The following is a 24401-nucleotide window of genomic DNA, read 5'->3' on the forward strand; positions in this document are numbered from 1 at the left end:
CCCGATGACCCCTATTCTTGAACTGGAAAGCGCACGGCTGGTGCTGCGCCAATGGCATGACGATGACCTGCGCGAGTTTGCCGCGCTGTGCGCCGACCCACAGGTGATGCGCTATTTTCCGGCGCCGTTGACGCGCGTCGAGGCGGCTGCGTTGATCGGCCGGGTGCGTGGGCATTTCAATGAGTACGGCTTTGGCCTGTGGGCGCTGGAGCGCAAGGACAGCGGCGCGTTCATCGGCATGACCGGGTTGCTCAATGTCAACTTCGACGCGCCTTTCGCCCCGGCAGTAGAGATCGGCTGGCGCCTGGCGCGTCGCCACTGGGGCCTGGGCTTTGCCAGCGAGGCGGCGTGGACCTGCCTGCGTTGTGCTTTCGCCCAATTGCGCCTGGAAGAGGTGGTGTCGTTCACTAGCGAGAGCAACCTGCCGTCGCAGAAGGTGATGCAGGCCATCGGCATGCAGCAGGACCTGAACGGCAGCTTCGAACACCCCCGCCTGGCCGTGGGCCACCCGCTGCGCCCGCATGTGCTGTACCGCATCGATCGCGCGCACTGGGAGCGCACCCTGCGCGCCTGAATGCACGGCCATGCCCGGCGCGAATGACAAACCCTGTATCATTTGCCTTCATTACGAGCGCTGTAGAGACGTGTTGCCTTGCGAGGAGAACCCCCGATGAGTCATGTGTTGGACGACCTGGTCGACCTGTTGAGCCTCGAATCCATCGAGGAGAACCTGTTCCGTGGGCGTAGCCAGGACCTGGGCTTCCGCCAGCTGTACGGTGGGCAAGTGCTGGGCCAGTCGTTGTCGGCGGCCAGCCAGACGGTCGAGGACGCGCGCCATGTGCATTCGTTGCACGGCTACTTCCTGCGCCCGGGTGATGCCAGCCTGCCGGTGGTGTACTCGGTAGACCGCGTGCGCGATGGTGGCAGCTTCAGCACACGTCGGGTGACGGCGATCCAGAAGGGCCAGACCATCTTCACCTGCAGCGCATCGTTCCAGTACGACGAGGAAGGTTTCGAACACCAGGCGCAGATGCCTGACGTGGTCGGCCCGGAAAACCTGCCGACCGAAGTGGAACTGGCCCGCGCCATGGCCGACCAGTTACCCGAGCGAATTCGCGATAAGGTGCTGTGTGCCAAGCCGATCGAGATCCGCCCGGTCACTGAGCGCGACCCGTTCAATCCCAAGCCCGGCGACCCGGTGAAGTACGCCTGGTTCCGCGCCGACGGCAACCTGCCCGACGTGCCCGCCCTGCACAAGTACCTGCTGGCCTATGCCTCGGACTTCGGCCTGCTGACCACGGCGTTGCTGCCGCATGGCAAGTCGGTGTGGCAGCGCGACATGCAGATCGCCAGCCTCGACCATTCGTTGTGGTTCCATGGCAACCTGCGCGCCGACGAGTGGCTGCTGTACGCAACCGACAGCCCCTGGGCCGGGAATTCCCGCGGTTTCTGCCGCGGCAGCATCTTCAACCAGGCCGGGCAACTGGTGGCATCGTCAAGCCAGGAAGGCCTGATTCGCCATCGTAAGGATTGGGCATGAGCCTGGGCGAGGTACGTAACTGGGTGTTCGACATGGACGGCACCCTGACCGTGGCGGTGCATGACTTCGACGCCATTCGCGTGGCGTTGGACATCCCGGCCGAGGACGACATTCTCACCCACCTGGCGGCCTTGCCCGCAGACGTGGCGGCGGCCAAGCATGCCTGGTTGCTGGAGCACGAGCGTGACCTGGCAATTGCCTCCACGGCGGCCACTGGGGCAGTGGAATTGGTGCGCGAACTGGCCGAACGCGGCTGCCGGCTGGGTATTCTGACCCGCAATGCGCGTGAGCTGGCGCATGTGACGCTGGAGGCCATCGGCCTGGCAGACTGCTTCCCTGTGGAGCACATTCTCGGGCGTGACGAAGCGGCGCCCAAGCCCAGCCCGGATGGGCTGCTGAAGATTGCCAGTGCCTGGGGCGTGGCGCCCAGCGAGCTGGTGATGGTAGGAGATTATCGGTTCGATCTGGACTGCGGTCGTGCAGCGGGGGCGCGCACGGTGCTGGTGAATTTACCGGATAACCCATGGCCGGAGCTGGTGGATTGGCACGCAGCGGATTGCCGGGCTTTGAAGGTGATGCTGAACCCCATTCTTTCTTCTGATACGGAGACCCACCCATGACCAGCAAGGCCATCTACGTACAACCCGGCGGCGGCTACGACAAGGTCGAGGTCGGCACCAGCGAGGCCCCCGCGCCCCAGGCCGGCGAGATCACCGTGCAGCTACACGCCAGCTCCCTCAATTACCATGACTTCGCTGTGGTCAGCGGCATGTGGGGCCCGAGCGAGCGGCGTATCCCCATGGCTGATGGCGCCGGCGAAGTCATTGCGGTGGGTGAAGGTGTCAGCGAATTTCAGGTCGGCGACAATGTGGTCAGTACCTTCTTCCCCGACTGGGTCGACGGCCAGGCCAATGTCGAGGGCTTTGGCAGGGTGCCCGGCGACGGCCTCGATGGGTATGCCCGCGAACAGGTGACCGCCCGCGCTACCGCGTTCACCTTGGCCCCCAAAAGCTTCAGCCATGCCGAAGCCGCTACGCTGACCACGGCCGGCCTAACGGCCTGGCGTGCGCTGATGAGCGACGACCACCTCAAGCCTGGCGACACGGTGCTGGTGCAGGGCACTGGCGGTGTATCGATCTTCGCCCTGCAGTTTGCCAAGCTGGCCGGCGCTACGGTGATCGCCACCTCGTCCAGCGACGCCAAGCTGGAGCGCCTGAAGGCACTGGGCGCCGACCACTTGATCAACTACAAGAGCACCCCGGCCTGGGGTGAGAAGGTGCGCGCGCTCACCGACAACCGCGGCGTTGACCATGTGATCGAGGTGGGTGGCCCGGCGACGCTGGAGCAGTCGATGATTGCCGCGCGCATCGGTGGGCATGTGTCGCTGATCGGTATCCTGACCGGCGTGGCCGGGCAACTGCCGCTGGTGCAGGCGCTGGTGCGGCAGATTCGCTTACAGGGTGTGCTGGTGGGCAGCCGTGCCCAGCAGCAGGCGATGGTGCGGGCGATCGATGCCAACGGCCTGCGGCCGGTAGTGGACAAGCATTTCGAACTGGAGCAGATCGTCGATGCGTTCCGCTACCAGGAAAGCAACCGGCATTTCGGCAAGATCTGCCTGACCTGGTAGCCCCCACTCAGCGGTTGCCGAACGGCCTTGGCAGGTCGAGGGTTATCAGCAATCCACCGCCCATGCGCGGCCCAAGCTTGAGGCTGCCGCCATGGGCACTGGCAATGCTGGCGGCAATGCTCAGGCCCAACCCGTGCCCGCCACTACTGCGTGAAGGGTCGGCCTGGTAGAACGGTTCCAGTACCCGTGCCATGTGCTCTGGCTCGATGCCTGGGCCGCGGTCGCCAATCTCGATACGCAACCGGTCTGGCGTGTCGCGCACTTCAATCTCCACAGGCCCGGGCGCATACCGCCGGGCGTTGTCCAGCAGGTTTTGCAGGCAACGGCGCAGCCCGCTGGGATGGGCGCTGTAGGGCTGGGCATGACCGGTCACGCATACTTCACAACCGAGGTCTTCAAAGTCGGCTTGCAGGCCAATCAGCAGTGCGTCGATATCTACCGGTTCACGCGCATTCTCCAGCTCGCCGCTGCGCAGGAAGTCGAGGCTGGCCGAGACCATGTCTTCCATGTGCTGCAAGTCACTGCGGAACCGCTGGCGCAGGCTTTCTTCGGGCAGCAGTTCGGTACGCAGGCGCAAACGGGTGATGGGCGTGCGCAGGTCGTGGGAAACCGCTGCGAAAAAGCGCGTGCGCTCGGCAATGCTGTCGATCAGGCGCTGTTGCATCGCATTGAACGCCTGGGCCGCCCGGCGCACTTCCTGCGGGCCATCCACACTCAACGGTGGGCGGTGGATGTCTTGCCCCAGCGCTTCGGCGGCGGCGGCCATCTGCTTGAGCGGGCGCAAGGCCAGGCGCACGGCCAGCAAGGCGATCAGCACCAAGGCAATGCTGCGCAGCAGATAGATGCGGAAGATGAAGTCGAACACCAGTGAGCCGATCGAGGCATTGCGCCAACCTTGGTCCTCGGTGGTTTGCAGGTACAGCGGCCGGCCATCGGGCAGGGTCAGTTGCACCACGGTGCGGACGCTGGCCGGTGCCCCGCGCAGTAACATCGGCGCGCCACCGGGGTGGCCATCGGGGCCGATTACCTCCAGGGCCAGCAAGCGCACAGGTGCATCGCCACCGGTGCGCGCCGCTAGCAGATCACGCAGCAATGCTGCCTGCTCCGGCTCGTCCGGGGGCGTGTCAGAGGCGGGCGCCGGCAAGCGCTGCCAGCGTGGCGATTCCATGCCCGCGAGCAAGGCATCCAGCTGTGCTGGCTGGTTTCTGGCCACCTGCAACAGGTCGGCCAGGCGCCCGGCAAGCAGGCGCAGGGGTATTTCCATGACCTGGGTCTGGCGCACCTCGTACCAGATACTGCTGGTGAGCAACTGCGAAGCCAGCACGCCGCCGACCAGGATCATCACCATGCGCCCCTGCAGCGAACGTGGCCACAAGCGCTTCATTCGCTGCTTACGTCATCGACGGTGAGCATGTAGCCCTCGTTGCGCACTGTGCGAATCAGCGTTGGGTTGCGTGGGTCATCGCCCAGGTGCTGGCGCATGCGGCTGACGCACACATCAATGCTGCGGTCGAACGGCTCGCGTTCGCGGTCGTAGATGTGGTTGAGCAGAAAGTCGCGGCTCAGGGCGCGGTTGGGGTGTTGCAGCAACAGGCGCAGCAGCCGGTAGTCGGAGGTGCCCAGGCTGATCACCAGCCCGGCGGGCGAGCGCAATTGCCGGGTGGCAGTGTCCAGGCGCCAGCCGGCAAAGCGCAGGCGGCTGGCTTCATCGAACTTCGCACGCTCGGGGAAACTCTGGGTGCGGCGCAGTACCACCTTGATCCGCACCAGCAGCTCGCGTGGGTCGAAGGGTTTGGCCAGGTAGTCATCGGCGCCCATTTCCAGGCCGACGATACGGTCCACCAAGGTGCCACGGGCGGTCAGCATGATCACCGGGATGTTGCTGCGCGCACGCAGATTGCGGCAAAGGCTGAGCCCGTCCTCGCCGGGCAGCATCAGGTCCAGCACCACCAGGTCTACCGGGTGCTCGTCCAGGCGCCGACGCATCTCGCGGCCTTCGGCGGCCACTGAGGTGCGGTAGCCGGCTTCGGCCAGGTAGGTAGACAACAACTGACGGATTTCGGGGTCGTCATCAACGATCAGAATGTGGTCGGGCTTGGTCATGCAGGCACCTGCGGCAACAGAACTGGAGCGCACCTTACACCGCGTCATTCGATGCGAATGTAACGGAATGTGTTGCAGAGCCAATGGCCTGCACGGCAATACATTTGCGGACACCGGCGGGCGGCTGGCCATCATTAGAATTCCGCACCATGAATGAGATTGATTTTCTTTAAGGAATTCACATGCCCCCTGCGTCCTCACCGCGCCTGACCGCAACCCTGGCCCCGGCTTTCGGCCTGGTGCTCGGTGCCTGCGTCATGCCGGCCCACGCCGTCGACTTGCCTGCCACCGAAGTGACTGGCAAACAGGACCGCTACAAAGTCGACAGCGTGACGTCGAGCAAGATCACCACGCCGCTGCTGGACGCACCGCAAAGCATCAGTGTAGTGCCACGGGCGGTGCTGGAAGAGCAGAACGCCCAAAGCCTGCAAGAGGTGCTACGCAATGTGCCGGGCATTACCTTTACCTCGGGCGAGGGCAACCTGGGCTGGGGCGACCTGTTTTCAATCCGCGGCTTTGCTGCCGAACAGAGCCTGACCGTGGATGGTGTGCGTGACGCCGGCATGTCCAGCCGCAACGACACCTTCAACCTGGAGCAGGCCGAGGTGTACAAGGGCACTGGCTCGGTGGAGTCGGGCGTTTCCGCTGTGGGTGGCAGCGTCAACCTGGTGAGCAAGCGTGCGCACCTGGGTGACGCCGGCAAGCTGTCGGCCGGTATCGGTACCGACAACTACAAGCGCCTGACCGCCGACGTCAACCGTCAGCTCAACGACACCACCGCCGTGCGCGTCAATCTGATGAAGCACTACAACGCCGTGGCCGAGCGTGACGAGGTGGACTACGACCGTTGGGGCATCGCCACCTCGTTCGGCTTTGGCCTGGGCACCGACACCCGCCTGTGGATCGACGCCTTCTACCAGAAGGACAAGAACACCCCGGACGGTGGTGTGCCGATCCAGCGCGGCAGCAACGGCAAACGCATGCCGGGTGTGTCCCGCGATGCCTGGTATGGCGATTCCAGCCTGTATACCCAGCGCAGCGAAACCCGCTCGCTGACGGGCTTGTTCGAGCATGACTTCAACGACGACCTGACCTTGCGCAACCAGTTGCGCTGGCAGCAGACCGACAACTGGGCAGTGCTGTCGCCGGCGCGTTTCATTGCCGCCGACGCCGAGGGCAACAAGACCTGCACCGGCACCCGTTGCGCCAGCCTGGGCTACGCAGGTGTCGGCGGGCTGAGCTCGGTCAACGGTATCAACGCTTACACCGACTACGTCAACAGCAGCAGCGGTTATGCGTACCTGCGTGGCAGCGATTTCGGCCAGTCCAAGCGCTACGAAATTGTCGATAACCAGACCGACCTGCGCTTCAACCTCGACACCGGCGGCATTCACCACGAAGCGGTGACCGGTATCGAGCTGTACCGCGAAACCTACGGTGGCCTGCACAAGACCCTGGATGTGCCGGACGGCGCGATGTTCATCGACCTGGCCAATCCGTCGCACCATTTTGCCTCGGTCTCTACCGACAAGGGCTATGGCGACCCACGCAGTGTGGTCAAGGATGGCGCGTTGTATGTCTCCGACACCATGACCTTGAGCCCGCAATGGCAACTGCTTACCGCCCTGCGCTACGACCACTGGCAAGTCGATACCGAGCGCTCCACCGGCAGCAGCAGCCGTAGCGACGATGCGTTGGGCGGCCGCGTGGGGCTGGTCTACAAACCATTGCCCAATGGCAGCATCTATACCTCCTACAGCCAGGCCGCACAGCCTTCGGCGGTGGGTGCCAGCACCAACAACCAGATCTACGGCGCTGCTGGCAGCGAAGACTACAAGCCAGCGGTGTCGAAGACTTACGAACTGGGCACCAAGTGGGAACTGCTCGACGAGCGCCTGAACCTGACAGCCGCGCTGTTCCGCACCGAGCTTGAAGACAGCTGGGAATACAGCGAAGGCGAAACCTCGCCGGTGCGTGCGCTGCCCGCCAAGCGGGTGGACGGCATCGAGCTGGGCCTGCAAGGGCAACTGACCCAGCGCTGGTCTGCCTATGCCGGCTTTGCGGCGATGAAAAGCCGCCAGACCAAGGGCGCCAACAAGGGTGAAGAGGCCAAGAACGTTCCTGACCTGACCGCCAACCTGTGGACGACCTATGACCTGACCGACCAACTCAGCGTCAGCTATGGCGCCGACTACGTGGGCCGTCGCCGCTACAGCGACAACAAGTATGTCGGTGGCCTGAACAACAACAGCAGCTACGCCAACGGGCCGTCCGGGGTGTACACCATTTCCACCCGCGATCATGAGAAGGCACCGTCGTACTGGCTGCACAGCCTGGCCGCGCGCTACAAGGTCGACAGCCAGACCACGGTCAACCTGAACGTGTCGAACCTGTTCAACAAGTTCTATTACAGCCGTGTTGGCGCATCGCTGGATGGCTTCCAGCTGTACGGCATCCCGGGGGCCGGGCGCACCCTGACCGCCAGCGTGGACTACAGCTTCTGATGTTGGTCGAAGTCGACGGGCTGTTCAGTGCCGAAGAACTGCACACCCTGCGCCAGCAAGTGCTGGCGCAACCCTGGGTCGATGGCAAGGCCACTGCCGGCGTGCAGTCGGCCCAGGCCAAACGCAACCGCCAGCTGGATGAGGACGACCCGGTTGCCCGCCAGCTGGGCGGGCTGATCCTGCAACGGCTGTCGGACAACCCGGTGTTCATGTCTGCGGCCTTGCCAAAGCGCATCTACCCGCCGCTGTTCAACCGCTACGGCCAGGGTGAGGGGTTCGGCTTTCACATCGACAACGCCATCCGCGGCATCAAGGGTGTGCGCGAGCGGGTACGCACCGACCTGTCGGCCACCCTGTTTCTGGCTGACCCGAATAGCTACGACGGCGGCGAGCTGGTGATTCGCGACACCTTTGGCGAACGCCAGGTGAAGCTGCCAGCTGGGCACCTGGTGCTTTACCCGGGGAGCAGCCTGCATCGGGTGGAGCCGGTGACCCGTGGCGAGCGCCTGGCTGCCTTCTTCTGGATCGAGAGCCTGGTGCGTGAAGACAGCCAGCGCAGCCTGCTGTTGGACATGGACGTGGCCATCCAGCGCCTCACCGCCCAAGGGGCCGACGCGGCCTCGCTGCTTGAATTGACCGGGGTTTACCACAACCTGCTCCGTCGCTGGGGCGATACCTGACCATGGGTTTTTCTATGATGACTGCACGCATGAACGCACAACGTTTCGGGCGGCGCCTGCTGCCTTTGTTGCTGGCACTGGGGGCGTACTGCGGCTTCGCTCAAGGTGCCAGTGCCGTGGAGGTGACTGATGTGCTGGGGCGCAAGGTCGAGGTCGATCATACGCCGCAACGCATTGTGCTCGGCGAAGGGCGGCTCTTCTTTGCTCTGGCGCTACTCGACCGTGACAACCCGTTCCAGCGGGTAGTCGGCTGGCAGAACGACATGCGCCTGCTCGACCCGCACACCTACGAGGTGTATGCGCAAAAGTATCCACAGGTTGCCCAGCTGCCGCTGATCGGCCAGGCCTCTGAACAGAGTGTCAGCGCCGAGCAGATTCTGGCGCTGAAGCCCGACTTGGCCATTTTCAGCATCGCCGGTGAGGGGCCGACCCAGCACAGCCCGGTGGCTGACCTGCTGGAAAAGGCCGGGGTGCCGGTGCTGTTCATCGACTTTCGTGTGCACCCGATCCGCAACACCCGGGTGAGCATGGAGGCGCTGGGCACGTTGCTGGGGCGCGAGCAGCAGGCGGCGCAGTACCTGAGCCTGTACGACCGCCACCTGAAGCGGGTCACCGACGGGGTGGCCGGGATCAAGGACAGCGAGCGGCCCAAGGTGTTTCTCGAACTGTTGGCCGGCGTGTGGCAGGCGCCGGGGCATACCACCGGCAAGAGCGGCCTGGGCAGCGTGGTCGAGGCCGTAGGCGGGCATAACATCGGTGCCGATGTGGTGCCTGGGGCGTTGGGTGATGTCAGTGTCGAGTACGTGCTGCAAGCCGACCCGGACGTGTACATCGCCACCGGCAACCGCACGCCGGGGGTACTGCTGGGTGCCGGTGTCAGCGCTGATACGGCACGGCAGAGCCTGGCGAAGATCACTGCACGCCCCGAGTTCGCCCCGCTGCGGCCGATTCAGGCCGGCCAGGCCCATGGCCTGTGGCATGACTTCTACAACTCGCCGTTCAACATCCTGGCGGTCGAAGCCATGGCCCGCTGGGTGCACCCGGAGCGCTTCAAGGACGTAGACCCGCAGGCGACCATGGGCGAAATCAACCAGATGCTCAAGGTAGGCCTGGACGGCCACTACTGGATCAGCGCCCAGTGACCGCGCAAGCTCATGCCGGTGCCGCGCAGGCCGCCTGGCACTACCGCCGGTTGCTGTGGCGCCGTACCTGGCTGGTGGTGGCCCTGGCCTTGTTGTTGCTGGTGTCGGTACTGGGCGACCTGGCCAGCGGCGCCTCTGGCATGAGCCTGGGGCGCCTGCTGCAAGGGCTTGGCGACCCGGCAACGCTCAGTGCCACTGAGCGGGTGATCATCTGGAACGTGCGCCTGCCGTACACGCTTATGGCCGTGCTGGTGGGGGCGGCGTTGTCGCTGGCGGGTGCCGAGATGCAGGCGATACTCGACAACCCGCTGGCCAGCCCGTTTACCCTGGGCGTGTCGTCGTCTGCCGCGTTGGGCGCATCGCTGGCAATTGCCTACCCGCTGGGCATCGCCTGGCTGGCGCCGAGTGTGCAGGTGACCGTGATGGCGTTTGTTTTCGCCTGCTTGTCGGTAGTGCTGCTACAGGCCATGTCGCGCTTGCGCGGCGCCGGGGTGGAGAGCCTGGTGCTGTTCGGCATTGCCCTGGTGTTCAGTTGCAACGCGCTGGTTTCGTTGCTGCAACTGCTGGCCACCGAGGACGTGCTGCAGCAACTGGTGTTCTGGACCTTGGGCAGCCTGGCCCGGGCCGACTGGCAGAAGCTCGGCATTCTGGCGCTGGTGCTGGCGCTGGTGCTGCCGTTCTCGCTCAGGGCGGCACCAGCCATGACCTTGCTGCGCATGGGTGAGGACCGCGCGCGCAGCTTTGGCGTCGACACCCGGCGCCTGCGGCTTGCCTCGCTGCTGCGCATCAGCCTGTTGTCGGCAACGGCGGTGGCGTTCGTTGGCACCATCGGTTTCGTCGGCCTGGTCGGGCCGCACATCGCCCGCCTGCTGGTGGGCGAGGATCAGCGCTTCCTGCTGCCGGCCAGTGCGCTGGTGGGGGCGTTGATGCTGTCGCTGTCGTCGATTGCCAGCAAGATGATCTTGCCTGGGGTGATCGTGCCGGTCGGTATCGTTACTGCGTTGGTGGGTGTGCCGGTGTTCGTGGTGTTGGTGTTCCGCCGGGGGAGAAGGTTGTGAGCCTGTTGATCGAGGGTGTTTCGGTGGCGTACGGCGCCCGGCAGATCCTGCATGGGGTGAGCTTGCCGGCGTTGCCGGCCGGTAGCCTGGTGGCGCTGGTCGGGCCCAATGGTGCCGGCAAGTCGACGCTGCTGCGGGCATTGGCGGGGCTGGAACAGATGCGCGGTGGGTTGAGCCTGGATGGGCAAGATGTGACGCGGCTGGGCTTTGCCGAGCGCTCGCGGCGCTTGGCCTACATGCCTCAGCAATTGCCGCCCGGCATTGCCCTGGGCGTGCTGGAAAGCATTGTCGCGGCTTTGCGCGTTAGTGGCAGCGACGACCTGCTGGGCAACGCTTACCAGGCGTTGCAGCAGTTGGGCATCGAGGGGCTGGCCGAGCGCTCGCTGGACAGCCTGTCTGGCGGGCAGCGGCAGTTGGTGGCGCTGGCCCAGCTGTTGGCGCGCAACCCGCAGGTGCTGTTGCTGGACGAGCCGACCAGTGCGCTGGACCTGCATTACCAGTTGCGGGTGATGGGGGCGGTGCGCGAGCGAGTGCAGGCGCATCGGTTGCTGGCGGTGGCGGTGCTGCACGATATCAACCTCGCGGCCAGCCATGCCGATTGGCTGGTGGTGTTGCGTGAGGGCAGGGTGGTGGCCTACGGGGCGCCTGGGGACGTGCTGCAGCCGGGGTTGCTGGCCGACGTGTATGGCGTGCAAGCGCGGGTCGAGCGCTGTTCACAGGGGCGCTTGCAGGTGCTGGTGGACCGGGCGTTGGCCTGATTTTTTGCTGGTACACGGTCCCTTGTGGGAGCGGGCTTGTCCCGCGAACACCGGCGGAGCCGGTGCCATAGACCGCGTAGCCCCATTCGCGGGACAAGCCCGCTCCCACAATGATTGCATCAGGCTTGATGGCGGTGTGCTCCCTGTCAATCGGGCAACAACCGGTCGCGGCTGTTGGACAGGTGCAGGCAGATTGCCGCCCGCGCCGCATCCGGGTCTTGCCGGCGGATGGCATTGAGGATCGCCTCATGCTCAAGGTTGGCCAGGTATGCTTGCCGCGCCAGCTTCGCCCCGCCGCGTTCGGCCTGGGCCATGCGGTTGCGCGGGATCAGGCCGTTGCCCAACTGCAGCAGCATCTCGGTGAAATACAAATTGCCGGTGGCTTCGGCGATGAGCAAGTGAAAGCGCCGGTCGGCCTCGATGCAACTGTCCCCGGCCGCCGCCAAGTCCTGGTAATCATCCAGCGCCTGACGCATGCGTGCCAGGTGCCCCTCGTCACGGCGCAGCGCAGCCAGGGCGGCGGCCTGGCCCTCCAGGCCAATGCGCAACTCCAGCAGGTCGCGCACACTTGCCGCGCTTTCTGCCGCGATGCGCAGCCCGGCCTGAGCCTGGCGCTCCATCACGAAAGTACCAATACCGTGGCGCGGCTCCACCAGCCCCGAGGCCTGCAACTTGGACAAGGCTTCCCGCACCACCGTGCGACTGACCCCATGCTCGCGCACCAGCGTGTTCTCGGAAGGCAGCTTGTCACCCGGTTTGAAGGTGCCCAGCAAAATCTGCTGAGTCAGGCTGGAAACCAAGTCATGGGCGCGGCTGTGGCCGCGCTTATGGGTGTGTTCAGGTTCCATGGTGTGATCCATTTCTTGTTGTACTTGTACGACAAGTTAATCGATAGAAATATTTTTTGGCGAATTTTCCGATAGGCAATGCAGCGTTTAATGAATCTATTTTTGCAAGATCGAAGCATATTGGCATTGTGACAGCTTGTATTTTGGTTTTTTGCCGACATTGTCGATCTTGTCGTACAACCTCGCTACGCATATGCTCATCCCACTGCCCTGTCAGACAACAAGACCCGCACAAAAACAATTAGTGGGAGATTCGCAAGTGAACGACACCCTCGCTCCGCCTGCCCGGAATGACGGCGACGCCTTGGCCAGTGCCGTGGCCAAGGTCAAACGTCATGTCCTGCCGCTGTTCGTCATCATGTTCATCGTCAACTACCTCGACCGCGTCAATATCGGTTTCATCCGCCCGCACCTGGAAAGCGACCTTGGCATCAGCGCGGCGGCCTATGGCTTTGGCGCCGGCCTGTTCTTCATCGGCTACGCGTTGTTCGAAGTGCCGTCGAACATGCTGCTGCAGAAGGTGGGGGCGCGGCTGTGGCTGACCCGTATCATGTTCACCTGGGGGCTGGTGGCCACGGCCATGGCCTTTGTGCAGAACGAAACTCAGTTCTACGTGCTGCGTTTTCTGCTGGGGGTTGCCGAAGCGGGCTTCTTCCCTGGCGTGATCTACTACTTCACCCGCTGGCTGCCAGGTGCCGAGCGCGGCAAGGCGATTGCCATCTTCCTCAGCGGCTCGGCGCTGGCTTCGCTGATTTCCGGGCCGCTGGCCGGGGCGTTGATGCAGATCCAGGGCCTGGGCATGCATGGCTGGCAGTGGATGCTGTTCATCGAAGGCATGGCCTCCGTGACACTGTGCTTCTTCGTATTTTTCTGGCTGGACTCAAAACCGCAGGATGCCAAGTGGTTGAGCCAGGCCGAACAGGACGCGCTGGTAGCTACCATCGACCGCGAGCAGCGTGAGCGCGAAGCTGATGGCGCGGTCAAGGCATCGGCCTGGAGCCTGCTCAAGGACCGCCAGATCGTGTTGTTCTGCGTGATCTACTTCTGCATTCAGCTGACCATCTACGCTGCCACCTTCTGGTTGCCGAGCATCATCAAGCGCATGGGCGACCTCAGCGACCTTCAGGTCGGCTTCTTCAACTCGATCCCGTGGCTGATCTCGATCATCGCCATGTACGCCTTTGCCGCCGGCTCTGCGCGCTGGAAGTTCCAGCAGGCCTGGGTAGCCGGTGCCCTGGTGGTCGCCGCCATCGGCATGTTCATGTCCACCACCGGTGGGCCGGTGTTCGCCTTTGTCGCCGTGTGCTTCGCGGCCATCGGGTTCAAGTCGGCATCGGCACTGTTCTGGCCGATCCCGCAGGGTTACCTGGATGCCCGCATCGCGGCGGCTGTGATCGCCCTGATCAACTCGGTCGGCAACCTCGGCGGCTTCGTTGCCCCCACCACCTTCGGCCTGCTGGAGCAGCAGACCGGGTCGATCCAGGGCGGGCTGTATGGCCTGGCCGTGACCTCGGTGCTGGCGGCCATTGCCATCTTCTTCGTACGCACTCGCCCAAAGGGCGCCCCTTCTGACGACCTCAAGGCCCCTTCGGCCCTGGGCCAGACCCACTGATGACTGCGAGACAACAACCATGAATATGCAGACCAATCCCGCCGTTCATACCAGCACCCCGGTGGTCACCGACCTGCGCGTTATCCCCGTGGCCGGCCATGACAGCATGCTGCTGAACCTCAGTGGCGCCCATGGCCCGTACTTTACCCGTAACGTGGTGGTGCTGCGTGACAGCGCCGGCAATACCGGCCTGGGCGAAGTGCCCGGTGGCGAGGCGATTCGCCAGACCCTGGAAGACGCCCGCAGCCTGGTGGTCGGCCAGCCGATCGGCCATTACCAGCGCGTGCTCAATGCCATGCGCCAGACTTTCGCCAACCGTGATTCGGCGGGTCGCGGCCTGCAAACCTTCGACCTGCGGATTACCGTGCATGCGGTAACCGCCATCGAGTCTGCACTGCTCGACTTGCTCGGCCAGCACCTGAACGTGCCCATGGCGGCACTGCTGGGGGAGGGCCAGCAGCGCGACGCGGTGAAGATGCTGGGTTACCTGTTCTACATCGGCGACCGCCAGCAAACCGACCTGGCCTACCGCAACGAAGCGGATAGCGATGATGACTGGTTCCGCGTGCGCCATGAAAAGGCCCTTACCCCGGAAGCGGTAGTACGCCTGGCCGAAGCTGCCAAGGCGCGTTATGGCTTCAGTGACTTCAAGCTCAAGGGTGGTGTGTTGCGTGGCGATGAGGAGATGGAGGCGGTGACGGCGCTGGCCGAGCGCTTCCCTGAAGCGCGCATAACGCTGGACCCTAACGGCGCCTGGTCACTGAAAGAGGCCATTGCCCTGTGCCGCGACAAGCATCAAGTGCTGGCTTACGCCGAAGACCCGTGCGGCGCCGAAAACGGCTACTCGGGCCGTGAGGTGATGGCCGAGTTCCGCCGTGCCACCGGCCTGCCCACTGCCACCAACATGATTGCCACCGACTGGCGGCAGATGGGCCATGCGATTCAGTCGCAGGCAGTGGATATTCCGCTGGCCGACCCGCACTTCTGGACCTTGCAGGGCTCGGTGCGGGTGGCGCAGATGTGCAATGACTGGGGGCTGACCTGGGGTTCGCACTCCAACAACCACTTCGACATTTCGCTGGCGATGTTCACCCAGGTGGCCGCTGCGGCGCCGGGCGAGATTACGGCGATCGACACCCACTGGATCTGGCAGGACGGCCAGCGCCTGACCCGTGAGCCGCTGCGCATTGTCGACGGGCACGTGCGGGTGCCGGCGCGGCCGGGGCTGGGGGTGGAGCTGGATGAAGATCAACTGGCGAAGGCCCATGAGTGCTACCGCAACATGGGCTTGGGGGCGCGGGATGACAGTGTGGCGATGCAGTTCCTGATTCCGGGTTGGAGCTTCGATAACAAGCGGCCTTGCCTGGTGCGTTAAGGCTGCTGGCCCTTTCGCGGGTAAACCCGCTCCCACAGGGTATGTACAGTACCTGTGGGAGCGGGTTTACCCGCGAAGAGGGCGGCACAGGTTATCCCTTTTCAAAAAAGGCCCGCGCCATTTCTACGAATGCCCCCAGCACCGGGTTGGGGTTGTCCCGGCAGAACGCCAGGAATATCTCCGCCTGCTGCTCCACCCCCACCAGCGGCCTGAACACCACCTGCTCCAGGCGCAACGCCTGCGCCGAGGCCGGCACCACCGCGCACCCCAGCCCCACATTGACCAGGCCCAGAATCGAGTGCGTCTGCCCCAGCTGGTGCAGGTAGTGCGGCTGCACTTCGTGCCGGGCGAACAGGTTGGCGATCCGGTCATGGAAATAACGCCCTTCATTGGCGCTGTACATCACGAACGGTTGCCCATGGAAATCGCTCGGCCTGAGCCGTTCGCGCGCTGCCAGCGCGTGCGCGGCAGGCAGGGCTGCAACGAAGGGTTCGCGGTGAATGGGCAGGTACTCCACCCGTGCGCTGGGCAATACCTGGCGCACCAGGCCAACATCGATCAGCCCTGCTTCCAGGTCATGGACCTGGGTGCTGGAGACGCGCTCGCTAAGCACCAGCTCGATATCCGGCAGTGTCTGCCCGGCGTGCACCAGCAAGCGCGGAATCATGCTGTAGGCGCCCACTGCGGTGAAGCCCAAGGTCAACTTCCCGGCTTCGCCATGGGCGATGCGCCGCGCCGACTGGCTGGCGGACTCGGCGATTTGCAGGATGCGCCGGGCGTCTTCGAGAAAGCTCGCGCCCGCCAGGGTGAGGCGCGCCTGGCGGTTGTTGCGTTCGAGCAGCAGTACACCCAACGCATGTTCCAGCAGCTGGATCTGCCGGCTCAAAGGGGGTTGGGTCATGTGCAGGCGGGTGGCGGCGCGGCCGAAATGCAGCTCTTCGGCAACGGCCACGAAGCAGCGCAACTGGTGCAATTCCACGATTCAATTCCTGAATTATTCGATCCAGTATCTATATTAGACCTGTATCAATTGCAGGCCTAGCATCACGTCATGTCTCGCAACTGCTGGATGCCTACGATGAACAACAACCCTATTGAAGTGCTGTTGACGCAGCCTGTACCTGAGGCCATCGATGCCCAACTGGTCAGCGCTTATCAGGTACACCGCCTGTATCAGCAGCCCAACCCGCAAGCGCTGCTTGACGCCGTTGGCCCGCGCATTCGTGGCGTGGTCACCGGGGGCGCCAAGGGGCTGTCCAACACCTTGATGGACAAACTGCCGGCCCTGGAAATAATCGCCATCAGCGGCATCGGCACCGACGCCGTGGACCTGTGCCACGCCGCCAACCGCGGCATCCATGTCAGCACCACACCGGGCGTGCTCACAGCGGATGTCGCCGACCTGGCGATGGGGCTGATCATCAGCAGCCTGCGCCGGCTGGGCGAGGGTGAGCGGCTGGTGCGCGATGGCTTGTGGGGCAAGGTCGAGCTGCCGCTGGCGCGCCGTGTCAGTGGCATTGAATTGGGCATTGTCGGGCTTGGTCAGGTGGGTAAGGCCATCGCTCGCCGCGCCGCGGCATTCGACATGCGCATCGCCTACAACGGCCGGCGTGAACAGCCAGGTACGCAGTACCGCTATGAGTCCGATCTGGTCGCATTGGCACGCTCGGTGGATGTGCTGGTGGTGGCCGCTGCTGCCGATGGCGGGCAGGTGCTGGTGACGGCCGAGGTGCTGGAGGCGCTGGGGCCGCAGGGTTATCTGGTCAATGTGGCGCGCGGCAAGTTGGTCGATGAACACGCGCTGGTCGAAGCGTTGCGCGAAGGGCGCATCGCCGGTGCCGGGCTGGATGTTTTTGTCGATGAGCCGCATGTGCCGCCAGCGTTGCTTGACCTGAACCAGGTCAGCCTGCAGCCGCACCGGGGCAGCGCCACGCTGCAGACCCGGTTGGAGATGGGGCGCATGGTGCTGGAAAACCTTCAAGCCTGTTTTCGCGGTGAAGTGCCGCCGAATCGGGTGATCGATCTTTAGGGCCCTTTCGCGGGCACGCCCGCGAAGAGGCCGGTATAGACAACACAAGGCTCCTAGAGCCACCCCTTCTGCGTACAAGAACAATCGCTTCCACCGAGAAGCAAGAGGGTCCACATGAACAGCAAATCCGCCGTCGCTGCAACGCAGGCTGTGGCTGGGATCGGTCGCCATCGCTTCCTGGTCCTGGCACTGATCTTCGTCATCACCGTCATCAACTATGCCGACCGTGCCACCCTGTCGATCACCGGCACCAAGGTGCTCGAAGACCTCGGCCTCGACCCGGTCATGCTGGGCATGATCTTCTCTGCCTTTGCCTGGGCCTACGCCCTGGGCCAGGTGCCCGGTGGCTGGTTGCTCGACCGCTTCGGTGCCCGCCGGGTGTACGGCATCAGCCTGATCCTCTGGTCGCTGTTCACGCTGTTGCAAGGGACCGTGGGCTGGATGGGCCTGGCCGGTGCTTCGGCGGCGGTGGCGCTGTTTTCCATGCGCTTCATGCTGGGCCTGGTGGAGTCGCCGGCCTTCCCGGCCAACTCGCGCATTGTCAGTTGCTGGTTCCCCACCCGCGAACGTGGCACCGCCTCGGCACTGTTCAACTCGGCGCAGTACATGGCCGTGGTGGTGTTTGCCCCGCTGATGGCGTGGATGACCCATGCGCTGAGCTGGGAGCAGGTGTTTATCTGGATGGGGGTGCTGGGCTTGCTGCTGAGCGTGGTGTGGTTTCGCCTTTACCACGAACCACACAGCGCACCCGGGCTGAGCCGCGAAGAACTGGACTACATGCGCGAAGGTGGCGCCCTGGTCGACCTGGAAAAAGAACGCAAGGCCGCCAAGAGCAAACCCACCCGTGCGGAGATTGCCCAGCTGTTCACCAGTCGCAACCTGTGGGCGGTATATCTGGGCCAGTATTGCATCACCGCGCTCACCTATTTCTTTATCACCTGGTTCCCGATCTACCTGATCAAGGGCCGTGGCATGACCATCATGGAGGCGGGCTGGGTGGCCGCGTTGCCGGCGATTTGCGGCTTCACCGGTGGCATTCTCGGTGGCTTCGTATCCGACTGGCTGATCCGTCGTGGGGTACACCCATCCAGGGCGCGCAAGACGCCGTTCATTATTGGTATGGCACTGTCCACCAGCCTGGTACTCGCCAACTACGTCGACAGCAATGCCGCAGTGATTGCCATGATGACCCTGGCCTTCTTCGGCAAAGGCCTGGCAGCGGTCGGCTGGGCGGTGCTGTCGGATGTGGCGCCGAAGAAAATGGTCGGACTGTGCGGTGGCGTGTTTAACGGCATCGGCAACATTGCCGGCATCATCACCCCGCTGGTAATCGGCTACGTGGTAGCCAGCACTGGTTCATTCCACAACGCACTCTGGTTCGTGGCCGCCCATGGCGTGCTGGGGATCCTCGCTTACCTGTTGCTGGCCCGGCGCTTTGAGCGCACCGGGCAGGCGTAGGCAGACGCCGGCAACAGAGGCCCCGGGAGACCGGGGCTTTTTTGTGGGCGGCTGATACGTGTGGTGCCTGCGCAGGCAACACACATCCAAATGAAAAACAAAAGCTTCAAACGGCCCTATGGCGCGAACGGGCATGCCATTCGCGACATCCGCCGCGAATGGAAATGCCCTGTCGTGATCGAACAGCTCCGGGGCGTTCTCGTGTAATTTCCCGCAGCCCTGCAAGGCTTAAATGAAGCCCGAACCGCACGGACATGTTGCTCTGTGATGCGCGCCAAAGATCAACAACTGCGTGCGAGCAACTTGTCGACTTACTGATTTGAAAGGAGATATTTTCGCCTACGCCTGCCCGTCCATCCTTGTGTCAGCAAAAAGAGAACAACATCAATGAGCACCGTGGGATCTGATGGCAACCTTGCACAAGGTTTCAAGCCTCGTCATGTAACGATGCTGTCCATTGCCGGCATCATCGGCGCCGGACTTTTCGTAGGCTCCGGGCACGCCATCGCGGCGGCCGGGCCAGCAACCATAGTTTCTTATTTCGTGGCCGGCACCCTGGTGGTGCTGGTCATGCGCATGCTCGGCGAAATGGCCGTGGCACACCCTGATACCGGATCGTTTTCCACCTACGCCGACCAGGCCATTGGCCGCTGGGCCGGCTACACCATCGGCTGGTTGTACTGGTGGTTCTGGGTGCTGGTCATCCCTATCGAAGCCCTGGCTGCAGGGCATGTGCTGAACGCCTGGTTCCCCCAGGTGGACAGCTGGATCTTCGCCCTGGCCTCGGTGCTGTTGCTGGCGTGTACCAACCTGTTCAGCGTGGCCAAGTACGGTGAGTTCGAGTTCTGGTTCGCCATCCTCAAGGTGACGGCGATTCTAGGTTTCATCGGCCTGGGCTTCGCCGCGCTGATGGGCTGGTTGCCCAACCGTGAGGTCAGTGGCCTGAACGGGTTGATTGCCGAGTACGGCGGCTTTGCGCCGAAGGGCTGGTCGGCGGTGGTCGGTGCGTTCATCACCGTGATGTTCAGCTTTATCGGCACCGAGGCGGTGACCATTGCCGCCTCCGAATCCAGCGACCCTTCGCGCAACATTGCCAAAGCCACCCGCTCGGTGATCTGGCGTATCAGCACCTTTTACATCCTGTCGATCTTCGTGATCATCTCGGTGGTGCCGTGGAACGACCCGCAGTTGGCAGTGGTGGGCTCGTACCAGCGTGCGCTGGAAATCATGAGCATCCCCAACGCGGCGTTCATGGTCGACCTGGTGGTGCTGGTGGCAGTGACCAGCTGCATGAACTCGTCGATCTACATTGCGTCGCGGATGATGTATTCGCTGGCCAAGCGCGGTGACGCCCCGGCCTTCCTCAACAAGACCTCCAAGGTGGGTGTACCGCGCGCGGCAGTGTTTGGCAGCACCCTGATCGGCGCAGCCATCGCTGTGCTCAACTACTTTGCGCCGAAGGGGGTGTTTGAATTTCTGCTGGCCAGCTCTGGGGCCATCGCCCTGCTGGTGTACATGGTCATCGCCATCTCGCAGCTGCGCATGCGCCGCCGCCTGGAGCGGGAGAACACCGAGCTGAAGTTCCGCATGTGGCTGTTCCCGTACCTGACCTGGGCGGTGATCATCTTCATTGCCGGGGCGCTGGCAGTGATGATGTACACGCCCGAGCACCGGGTGGAGGTGAGTTCGACATTGGGCCTGGCGATCGTGATTTCCTTCCTGGGGATCGTGACATCGCGAGGCCATGCGCAACCTGTGGGGGCGCGTACGATGGGGTGATTGAGTTCACCTGGCGGTAGGGCAAAGGGCACCAGTGGATGGGTGCCCTTTGCTTTTCAGGCCGCCTGAAAAGTCGCACCACCGGTGCGACAAATGTGACCGGTCAGGCCTTCATCATCTCGAAGTACCTCATCACCGCCGGCGCTTTCTCGAAGCGCCGGTGGATCAGGCTCAGCCACGAGCTGGCCTGGCAATCGACGACCCGACGGTAATTCACCTGTGGCAGGTTGATGCGCTGCACCACCGATTCCGGGACTACGGCGATGCCTTGTCCGAGGGATACCAGGGTAATCACGGCCACCAGGCTGCCGGGTTGTGGGCCAAGCCTGGGGACGAAGCCACCTTGCGCCGCCACTTCCAGCGTGCCGGAAATCTGCTCGGGCAGGATGAAGGTTTCGTTGGCCAGGCGCGAGGCCGGGATCTGCGGCACTTCATTGATCCGCGAGCTGGTGGGCAGGGCGAGGACAAAACCTTCCTGGTGCAGTGCGATGGCTTGTAGTTCGTCAGGCAGCTCCATGGGGGAACGCACGTAGGCCAGGTCGAGCAAGCCGTCGCGGACCATACCGGGCAGTTCGGCCATGGGCAGTTCGCGGATATTCAGGCGCACGCCGGGGCAGGTTTCGCTGTAGCGGGCCACTTGCTGCTGGAGCATGCCCGAGTAGGCGGCCGAAGCCACGTAGCCCAGTTCGATACGCCCGCTTTCGCCACGGGCGGCCCTTTGTGCGCCCAGTTGCGCAGCGTCGAACTGGCGCACGGCGTGCTCGGCCTCGATCAGCAGCGCCTGGCCGGCGGCGGTCAGGTTGACCTCACGCTGGCTGCGTTCGAACAGGCGCACGCCCAGTTCGCGCTCCATGTCCTGGATCTGCCGGCTGAGGGTAGGCGGGGCGATGCCCAGTTGCTCGGCGGCACGGGTGAAATGGCCGTGCCGGGCGACGCAGAGGAAATAGCGGAAATGGCGGATTTCCATGGGTGTTACCTACAGGGTAATGATGCGGGCCGCCTGGGCTAACAACCCTGGATGCTGGCGGCGTTATGTTGAGGCAACACTACAAGGCTGGCGCGGCTGCGACCAGCCTGCTTATGGAGCCTGCCATGTCTGCCCCCTCTGCACGTTTCACCTTGCTCACTGCCTCCCTGGTCTGCGCGCTGATCATCCTCGACACCAACATCGTCGCGGTCAGCCTGCCCAGCATCGCCCGCGATCTGTCGGGCTCGTTCGCCGATATCGAGTGGGTGGTCAGCGCCTACCTGCTAGCCTTCGCAGCTTGCCTGTTGCCGGCCGGAAGCCTGGCTGACCGGTTTGGCCGGCGGCGCGTGCTTTTGCTTGGCCTGGTGCTGTTCGGCATGGCCTCGTTGGCGTGTGGTGCCGCGCCCAACCTGCTATTCCTTGACCTGGCCAGGGCAGCCAAAGGTGTGGGGGCTGCGTTGTTGCTGACCTCGGCGCTGGCCGCAATCGGCAACCGCTTCCACGAGCCGCATGAACGTATGCGAGCCTGGGCTTTCTGGGGTGCCTGCATGGGCGCGACCATCACCTTTGCGCCGTTACTGGGCGGGGTGATCGCCAGCACCTTGGGCTGGCGCTGGATTTTCTACATCAATTTGCCTTTAGTGGCGCTGCTTGCGGTGATGGTGATGCGCAGTGTCGAGGAATCCCGCGACACTGCCGCAGCCCGGCTAGACCCATGGGGCAGCCTGACCTTTGCCGGCAGCCTGGGCTACCTGATCTGGGCAATGATCGATGCCAACCAGGTGGGCTGGGGCAGCGCGCAAACCCTTGGGCGGCTGGTGATCAGCGTCTTCCTGTTCGGCCTGTTCGTCATGGTCGAGCGCAACCAGGTGCGGCCGATGATCGACCTGCGGCTGATGCGCAGCGGGCGTTTCGTCGGCGCCTTGCTGGGCATGTTCGCCTACGCTGCCTGCGCCCAAGTGATGATGACCCTGCTGCCGCTGTACTTGCAGAACGGCCTGCAACTGTCTGCCCTGGCCGCTGGTGCAGGGATGTTGCCGTTCGCCATCGCCATGCTGCTGATGCCGCGCCTGGGCATGCGCCTGGCCACCCGCTTGAGCCCGGCGCAGGTGTTTGCGCTGGGACTGGTGCTGGTGGGGGCGGGCAACTTGCTGTGTGCCTGGGCTACGCGTCTCGGCGGCTATGGTTCATTCGCCCTGGCCAGCCTGGTGTTGGGCGCTGGCGCCGGGCTGCTTAATGGCGACACGCAGAAAAACATCATGGCCTGTGTACCCCGTGAGCGCACGGGCATGGCGTCGGGCCTAAGCACCACCACGCGCTTCGGCGCGATCGTGCTGGCCTTCGGTGTGCTCGGTGGCGTGCTGGCCGCCCGCAGTGGGCAACTGCTGAATGAGGCCTTAGCCAACGTGGCGCCCGCGCAATCGGGGCAGGTTGCCGCGATGGCCACGCGGGTTGCTGCCGGTGACCTGCATGCCGCACTGGCCATGGTCGAACCTGGCCTGCGTGAAGCGGTAGCCCCATTGGCCCGCCAGGCGTTCATCGGTGGTTTCGACGCCGTCTTGCAAACCGCTGGTTTTGCAGCGCTGCTGTTCGCCATTGTTGTCGGCGTATTGCTGTCTCGCCCGTCAATCCAGGTGGAGACCGTTATCCAACGCCCGGCGCAGTAGCGTGAATGAGTCATCGAAAGATGGCTTAATGCAATTACGAGTGCGGCTAAGCAAGTGTTGATGGTAGAGGCATTCTTTGCAGTTGATTACAAGGATGGATAGTATTTCGGCGAACACTCAAACGACATTCACCAGTAATGTCATTTTAGTGGCAGTTAATGCTATTCCCGGAAAATGGAGTTTCTAGTGCACGATCAGACCACACCCAATGGCGCATCCCCGCAAGCTATCGAGCTACCAAACGGCGTCTTCCCGCCGATGCCCGGATATACGCACGAAGATCTGCTCGCAGTTGTCAACGAGCCCGTTGAAGCTTTCCTGACGTCGCTGAAAATCGACCCTGGGTTTATTCGTGAAACCAGCATCGCGCTGGTCACCCACTTGTGGGCTGATCTGCAACGGATGGGCGTCGAATACCAGATTTCGACCTGGTACCAGACCCCGTATGAGCACGCCGATACCCGCGCACGCAATATCAGCAGCATGGCGCTGCATTTGGGCAGCTTTGCCGGGCAGTCAGCGTACGAATCCTTGCAGGGCTCGCCGCTGATGAACGCGGGCGATGATCTGGTTGATGCGTTCACCGACAAGGCGGCGTGGGGCATACATGATCATATCGTCAGGCTGAATGATGAAAGGCTGGTTAATCCCGAAGAGCTGATGGGGAAACAGGCGGCACTGCTGCGTGAGGAATACTCGGATTACGTAAGAACGCCGTTCGAACTTACCCCGAACGTGTTGCCTCCGATGGCAGGTTATACCCTCGCAGATTTACTGGGGACTGCATTAACCGCGCTTGAAGCTTATATGCAAAAGTGCAGTATCGAGCGCAGCCTGATTGACGAGAGCTTGGCCGCAGTGGAAAGCCGGTTGACGAAAAATTTCGACAGAAACGCCATCCCCTGTTTCATCGCCTTCTATCAGCTGCAGCCGTTGGCTGACCCCGCCCAGCGTGCGCTTAATATTTCCGAACTCGCAGAGACGGCCAGTGGCGTAGCGGCGGAGGCCGCAGCCGATGCTTTGCAAGACTCACCCTTGCAGGAGCAGGGCGACGCCTTTTGCTGCGAGTTCTTCGAAACCGCAAGTGATGCAATCAGGCAGCACATCCTGCAATTGAATGGCGCCAGTGCCAACGCACAATGAGCCTGGCCCCGTAAAAAATCCCTGAAAATAAATGAGGTGTTTTTTCATTCTCGTTCGGCTTGTAGAGAAGGCCGGAGTACAGGCCAGCCCGCCGACCCCCTCTACGGAGCG

The 24401-nt window shown here is 63.4% G+C and carries 21 protein-coding genes; 16 read left to right on the plus strand and 5 right to left on the minus strand.

Going from position 1 to position 24401, the window contains the following annotated elements:
• Positions 1–4 precede the first annotated feature (4 nt).
• The 4 genes from P0Y58_05670 to P0Y58_05685 all read left to right on the plus strand — a co-directional run bounded on the left by P0Y58_05670 (position 5) and on the right by P0Y58_05685 (position 3167).
• Positions 5–574 (plus strand): GNAT family N-acetyltransferase, encoded by a 570-nt coding sequence (locus P0Y58_05670; GenBank protein WEK31688.1) that lies wholly within the window; start codon positions 5–7, stop codon positions 572–574.
• Between the two features lie 96 nt (positions 575–670).
• A complete protein-coding gene (gene tesB, locus P0Y58_05675) occupies positions 671–1540 on the plus strand; it encodes an acyl-CoA thioesterase II (GenBank protein WEK31689.1) in 870 nt (289 codons plus the stop codon).
• Complete coding sequence (locus tag P0Y58_05680; protein WEK31690.1) at positions 1537–2160, plus strand: HAD family hydrolase; 624 nt, start codon at positions 1537–1539, stop codon at positions 2158–2160. The genes tesB and P0Y58_05680 overlap by 4 nt, the downstream gene beginning before the upstream one ends.
• Positions 2157–3167 (plus strand): NAD(P)-dependent alcohol dehydrogenase, encoded by a 1011-nt coding sequence (locus P0Y58_05685; GenBank protein ID WEK31691.1) that lies wholly within the window; start codon positions 2157–2159, stop codon positions 3165–3167. Before P0Y58_05680 ends, P0Y58_05685 begins: the two co-directional genes overlap by 4 nt.
• 7 nt (positions 3168–3174) lie before the next feature.
• On the opposite strand, the gene P0Y58_05690 is transcribed toward P0Y58_05685, so the two are convergent.
• Together P0Y58_05690 and P0Y58_05695 are read right to left on the minus strand one after the other, a co-directional pair.
• Positions 3175–4551, minus strand: coding sequence for an ATP-binding protein (locus tag P0Y58_05690; GenBank protein ID WEK31692.1), 1377 nt, complete (start codon positions 4549–4551; stop codon positions 3175–3177).
• Complete coding sequence (locus P0Y58_05695) at positions 4548–5270, minus strand: response regulator (protein ID WEK31693.1); 723 nt, start codon at positions 5268–5270, stop codon at positions 4548–4550. The genes P0Y58_05690 and P0Y58_05695 overlap by 4 nt, the downstream gene beginning before the upstream one ends.
• A 182-nt stretch (positions 5271–5452) precedes the next feature.
• On the opposite strand from P0Y58_05695, the gene P0Y58_05700 reads away from it, so the two are divergent.
• Genes P0Y58_05700 through P0Y58_05720 form a run of 5 tightly spaced genes read left to right on the plus strand, consistent with a single transcriptional unit; the run spans position 5453 to position 11412 of the window.
• The gene (locus tag P0Y58_05700; GenBank protein WEK31694.1) at positions 5453–7774 is read left to right on the plus strand and encodes a TonB-dependent siderophore receptor; all 2322 of its coding nucleotides are present in this window, start codon (positions 5453–5455) and stop codon (positions 7772–7774) included.
• The gene (locus P0Y58_05705) at positions 7774–8454 is read left to right on the plus strand and encodes a Fe2+-dependent dioxygenase (GenBank protein ID WEK31695.1); all 681 of its coding nucleotides are present in this window, start codon (positions 7774–7776) and stop codon (positions 8452–8454) included. The genes P0Y58_05700 and P0Y58_05705 overlap by 1 nt, the downstream gene beginning before the upstream one ends.
• 29 nt (positions 8455–8483) lie before the next feature.
• Positions 8484–9596: an ABC transporter substrate-binding protein gene (locus P0Y58_05710; GenBank protein WEK31696.1), complete on the plus strand. Its 1113-nt coding sequence runs from the start codon at positions 8484–8486 to the stop codon at positions 9594–9596.
• Positions 9593–10654, plus strand: coding sequence for an iron ABC transporter permease (locus P0Y58_05715; protein ID WEK31697.1), 1062 nt, complete (start codon positions 9593–9595; stop codon positions 10652–10654). Before P0Y58_05710 ends, P0Y58_05715 begins: the two co-directional genes overlap by 4 nt.
• A complete protein-coding gene (locus P0Y58_05720; GenBank protein WEK31698.1) occupies positions 10651–11412 on the plus strand; it encodes an ABC transporter ATP-binding protein in 762 nt (253 codons plus the stop codon). Before P0Y58_05715 ends, P0Y58_05720 begins: the two co-directional genes overlap by 4 nt.
• Before the next feature lie 146 nt (positions 11413–11558).
• On the opposite strand, the gene P0Y58_05725 is transcribed toward P0Y58_05720, so the two are convergent.
• The gene (locus P0Y58_05725; GenBank protein WEK31699.1) at positions 11559–12260 is read right to left on the minus strand and encodes a FadR/GntR family transcriptional regulator; all 702 of its coding nucleotides are present in this window, start codon (positions 12258–12260) and stop codon (positions 11559–11561) included.
• Between the two features lie 259 nt (positions 12261–12519).
• Between P0Y58_05725 and P0Y58_05730 the strand changes: the two genes are divergently transcribed.
• Together P0Y58_05730 and gudD are read left to right on the plus strand one after the other, a co-directional pair.
• A complete protein-coding gene (locus P0Y58_05730; GenBank protein WEK31700.1) occupies positions 12520–13872 on the plus strand; it encodes an MFS transporter in 1353 nt (450 codons plus the stop codon).
• Between the two features lie 19 nt (positions 13873–13891).
• Positions 13892–15247 carry a glucarate dehydratase gene (gene gudD, locus P0Y58_05735; protein WEK31701.1) on the plus strand — a complete coding sequence of 452 codons (1356 nt, stop codon included), beginning with the start codon at positions 13892–13894 and terminating at the stop codon, positions 15245–15247.
• Between the two features lie 91 nt (positions 15248–15338).
• On the opposite strand, the gene P0Y58_05740 is transcribed toward gudD, so the two are convergent.
• The gene (locus P0Y58_05740) at positions 15339–16226 is read right to left on the minus strand and encodes a LysR family transcriptional regulator (GenBank protein WEK31702.1); all 888 of its coding nucleotides are present in this window, start codon (positions 16224–16226) and stop codon (positions 15339–15341) included.
• A 99-nt stretch (positions 16227–16325) separates the two neighbouring features.
• Here P0Y58_05740 and P0Y58_05745 point away from each other — a divergent pair, with 99 nt between their 5' ends.
• From P0Y58_05745 to P0Y58_05755, 3 genes are all read left to right on the plus strand, one after another.
• Positions 16326–17276: a 2-hydroxyacid dehydrogenase gene (locus P0Y58_05745; GenBank protein WEK31703.1), complete on the plus strand. Its 951-nt coding sequence runs from the start codon at positions 16326–16328 to the stop codon at positions 17274–17276.
• A gap of 114 nt (positions 17277–17390) precedes the next feature.
• On the plus strand, positions 17391–18734 hold the full coding sequence (locus P0Y58_05750) for an MFS transporter (protein ID WEK31704.1): 1344 nt from the start codon (positions 17391–17393) through the stop codon (positions 18732–18734).
• 387 nt (positions 18735–19121) lie between these two features.
• Positions 19122–20513 (plus strand): amino acid permease, encoded by a 1392-nt coding sequence (locus tag P0Y58_05755; GenBank protein ID WEK31705.1) that lies wholly within the window; start codon positions 19122–19124, stop codon positions 20511–20513.
• Positions 20514–20616: 103 nt separating this feature from the next.
• On the opposite strand, the gene P0Y58_05760 is transcribed toward P0Y58_05755, so the two are convergent.
• Positions 20617–21480, minus strand: coding sequence for a LysR family transcriptional regulator (locus P0Y58_05760; GenBank protein WEK31706.1), 864 nt, complete (start codon positions 21478–21480; stop codon positions 20617–20619).
• A 125-nt stretch (positions 21481–21605) separates the two neighbouring features.
• On the opposite strand from P0Y58_05760, the gene P0Y58_05765 reads away from it, so the two are divergent.
• Both P0Y58_05765 and P0Y58_05770 read left to right on the plus strand, forming a co-directional pair.
• Positions 21606–23147 carry an MFS transporter gene (locus tag P0Y58_05765; GenBank protein ID WEK31707.1) on the plus strand — a complete coding sequence of 514 codons (1542 nt, stop codon included), beginning with the start codon at positions 21606–21608 and terminating at the stop codon, positions 23145–23147.
• A gap of 186 nt (positions 23148–23333) precedes the next feature.
• Positions 23334–24290 carry a hypothetical protein gene (locus P0Y58_05770; GenBank protein WEK31708.1) on the plus strand — a complete coding sequence of 319 codons (957 nt, stop codon included), beginning with the start codon at positions 23334–23336 and terminating at the stop codon, positions 24288–24290.
• The last annotated feature ends 111 nt before the right edge of the window (positions 24291–24401 follow it).

The organism is Candidatus Pseudomonas phytovorans (assembly GCA_029202525.1).
Taxonomy (GTDB): domain Bacteria; phylum Pseudomonadota; class Gammaproteobacteria; order Pseudomonadales; family Pseudomonadaceae; genus Aquipseudomonas; species Aquipseudomonas phytovorans.

Bases quoted from the DNA above. Each gene is read 5' to 3' on its own strand.
- P0Y58_05670 (WEK31688.1), top strand. From the start codon at position 5: ATGACCCCTATTCTTGAACTGGAAAGCGCACGGCTGGTGCTGCGCCAA.
- tesB (WEK31689.1), top strand. From the start codon at position 671: ATGAGTCATGTGTTGGACGACCTGGTCGACCTGTTGAGCCTCGAATCC.
- P0Y58_05680 (WEK31690.1), top strand. From the start codon at position 1,537: ATGAGCCTGGGCGAGGTACGTAACTGGGTGTTCGACATGGACGGCACC.
- P0Y58_05685 (WEK31691.1), top strand. From the start codon at position 2,157: ATGACCAGCAAGGCCATCTACGTACAACCCGGCGGCGGCTACGACAAG.
- P0Y58_05690 (WEK31692.1), bottom strand. From the start codon at position 4,551: ATGAAGCGCTTGTGGCCACGTTCGCTGCAGGGGCGCATGGTGATGATC.
- P0Y58_05695 (WEK31693.1), bottom strand. From the start codon at position 5,270: ATGACCAAGCCCGACCACATTCTGATCGTTGATGACGACCCCGAAATC.
- P0Y58_05700 (WEK31694.1), top strand. From the start codon at position 5,453: ATGCCCCCTGCGTCCTCACCGCGCCTGACCGCAACCCTGGCCCCGGCT.
- P0Y58_05705 (WEK31695.1), top strand. From the start codon at position 7,774: ATGTTGGTCGAAGTCGACGGGCTGTTCAGTGCCGAAGAACTGCACACC.
- P0Y58_05710 (WEK31696.1), top strand. From the start codon at position 8,484: ATGAACGCACAACGTTTCGGGCGGCGCCTGCTGCCTTTGTTGCTGGCA.
- P0Y58_05725 (WEK31699.1), bottom strand. From the start codon at position 12,260: ATGGAACCTGAACACACCCATAAGCGCGGCCACAGCCGCGCCCATGAC.
- gudD (WEK31701.1), top strand. From the start codon at position 13,892: ATGAATATGCAGACCAATCCCGCCGTTCATACCAGCACCCCGGTGGTC.
- P0Y58_05745 (WEK31703.1), top strand. From the start codon at position 16,326: ATGAACAACAACCCTATTGAAGTGCTGTTGACGCAGCCTGTACCTGAG.
- P0Y58_05750 (WEK31704.1), top strand. From the start codon at position 17,391: ATGAACAGCAAATCCGCCGTCGCTGCAACGCAGGCTGTGGCTGGGATC.
- P0Y58_05755 (WEK31705.1), top strand. From the start codon at position 19,122: ATGAGCACCGTGGGATCTGATGGCAACCTTGCACAAGGTTTCAAGCCT.
- P0Y58_05760 (WEK31706.1), bottom strand. From the start codon at position 21,480: ATGGAAATCCGCCATTTCCGCTATTTCCTCTGCGTCGCCCGGCACGGC.
- P0Y58_05765 (WEK31707.1), top strand. From the start codon at position 21,606: ATGTCTGCCCCCTCTGCACGTTTCACCTTGCTCACTGCCTCCCTGGTC.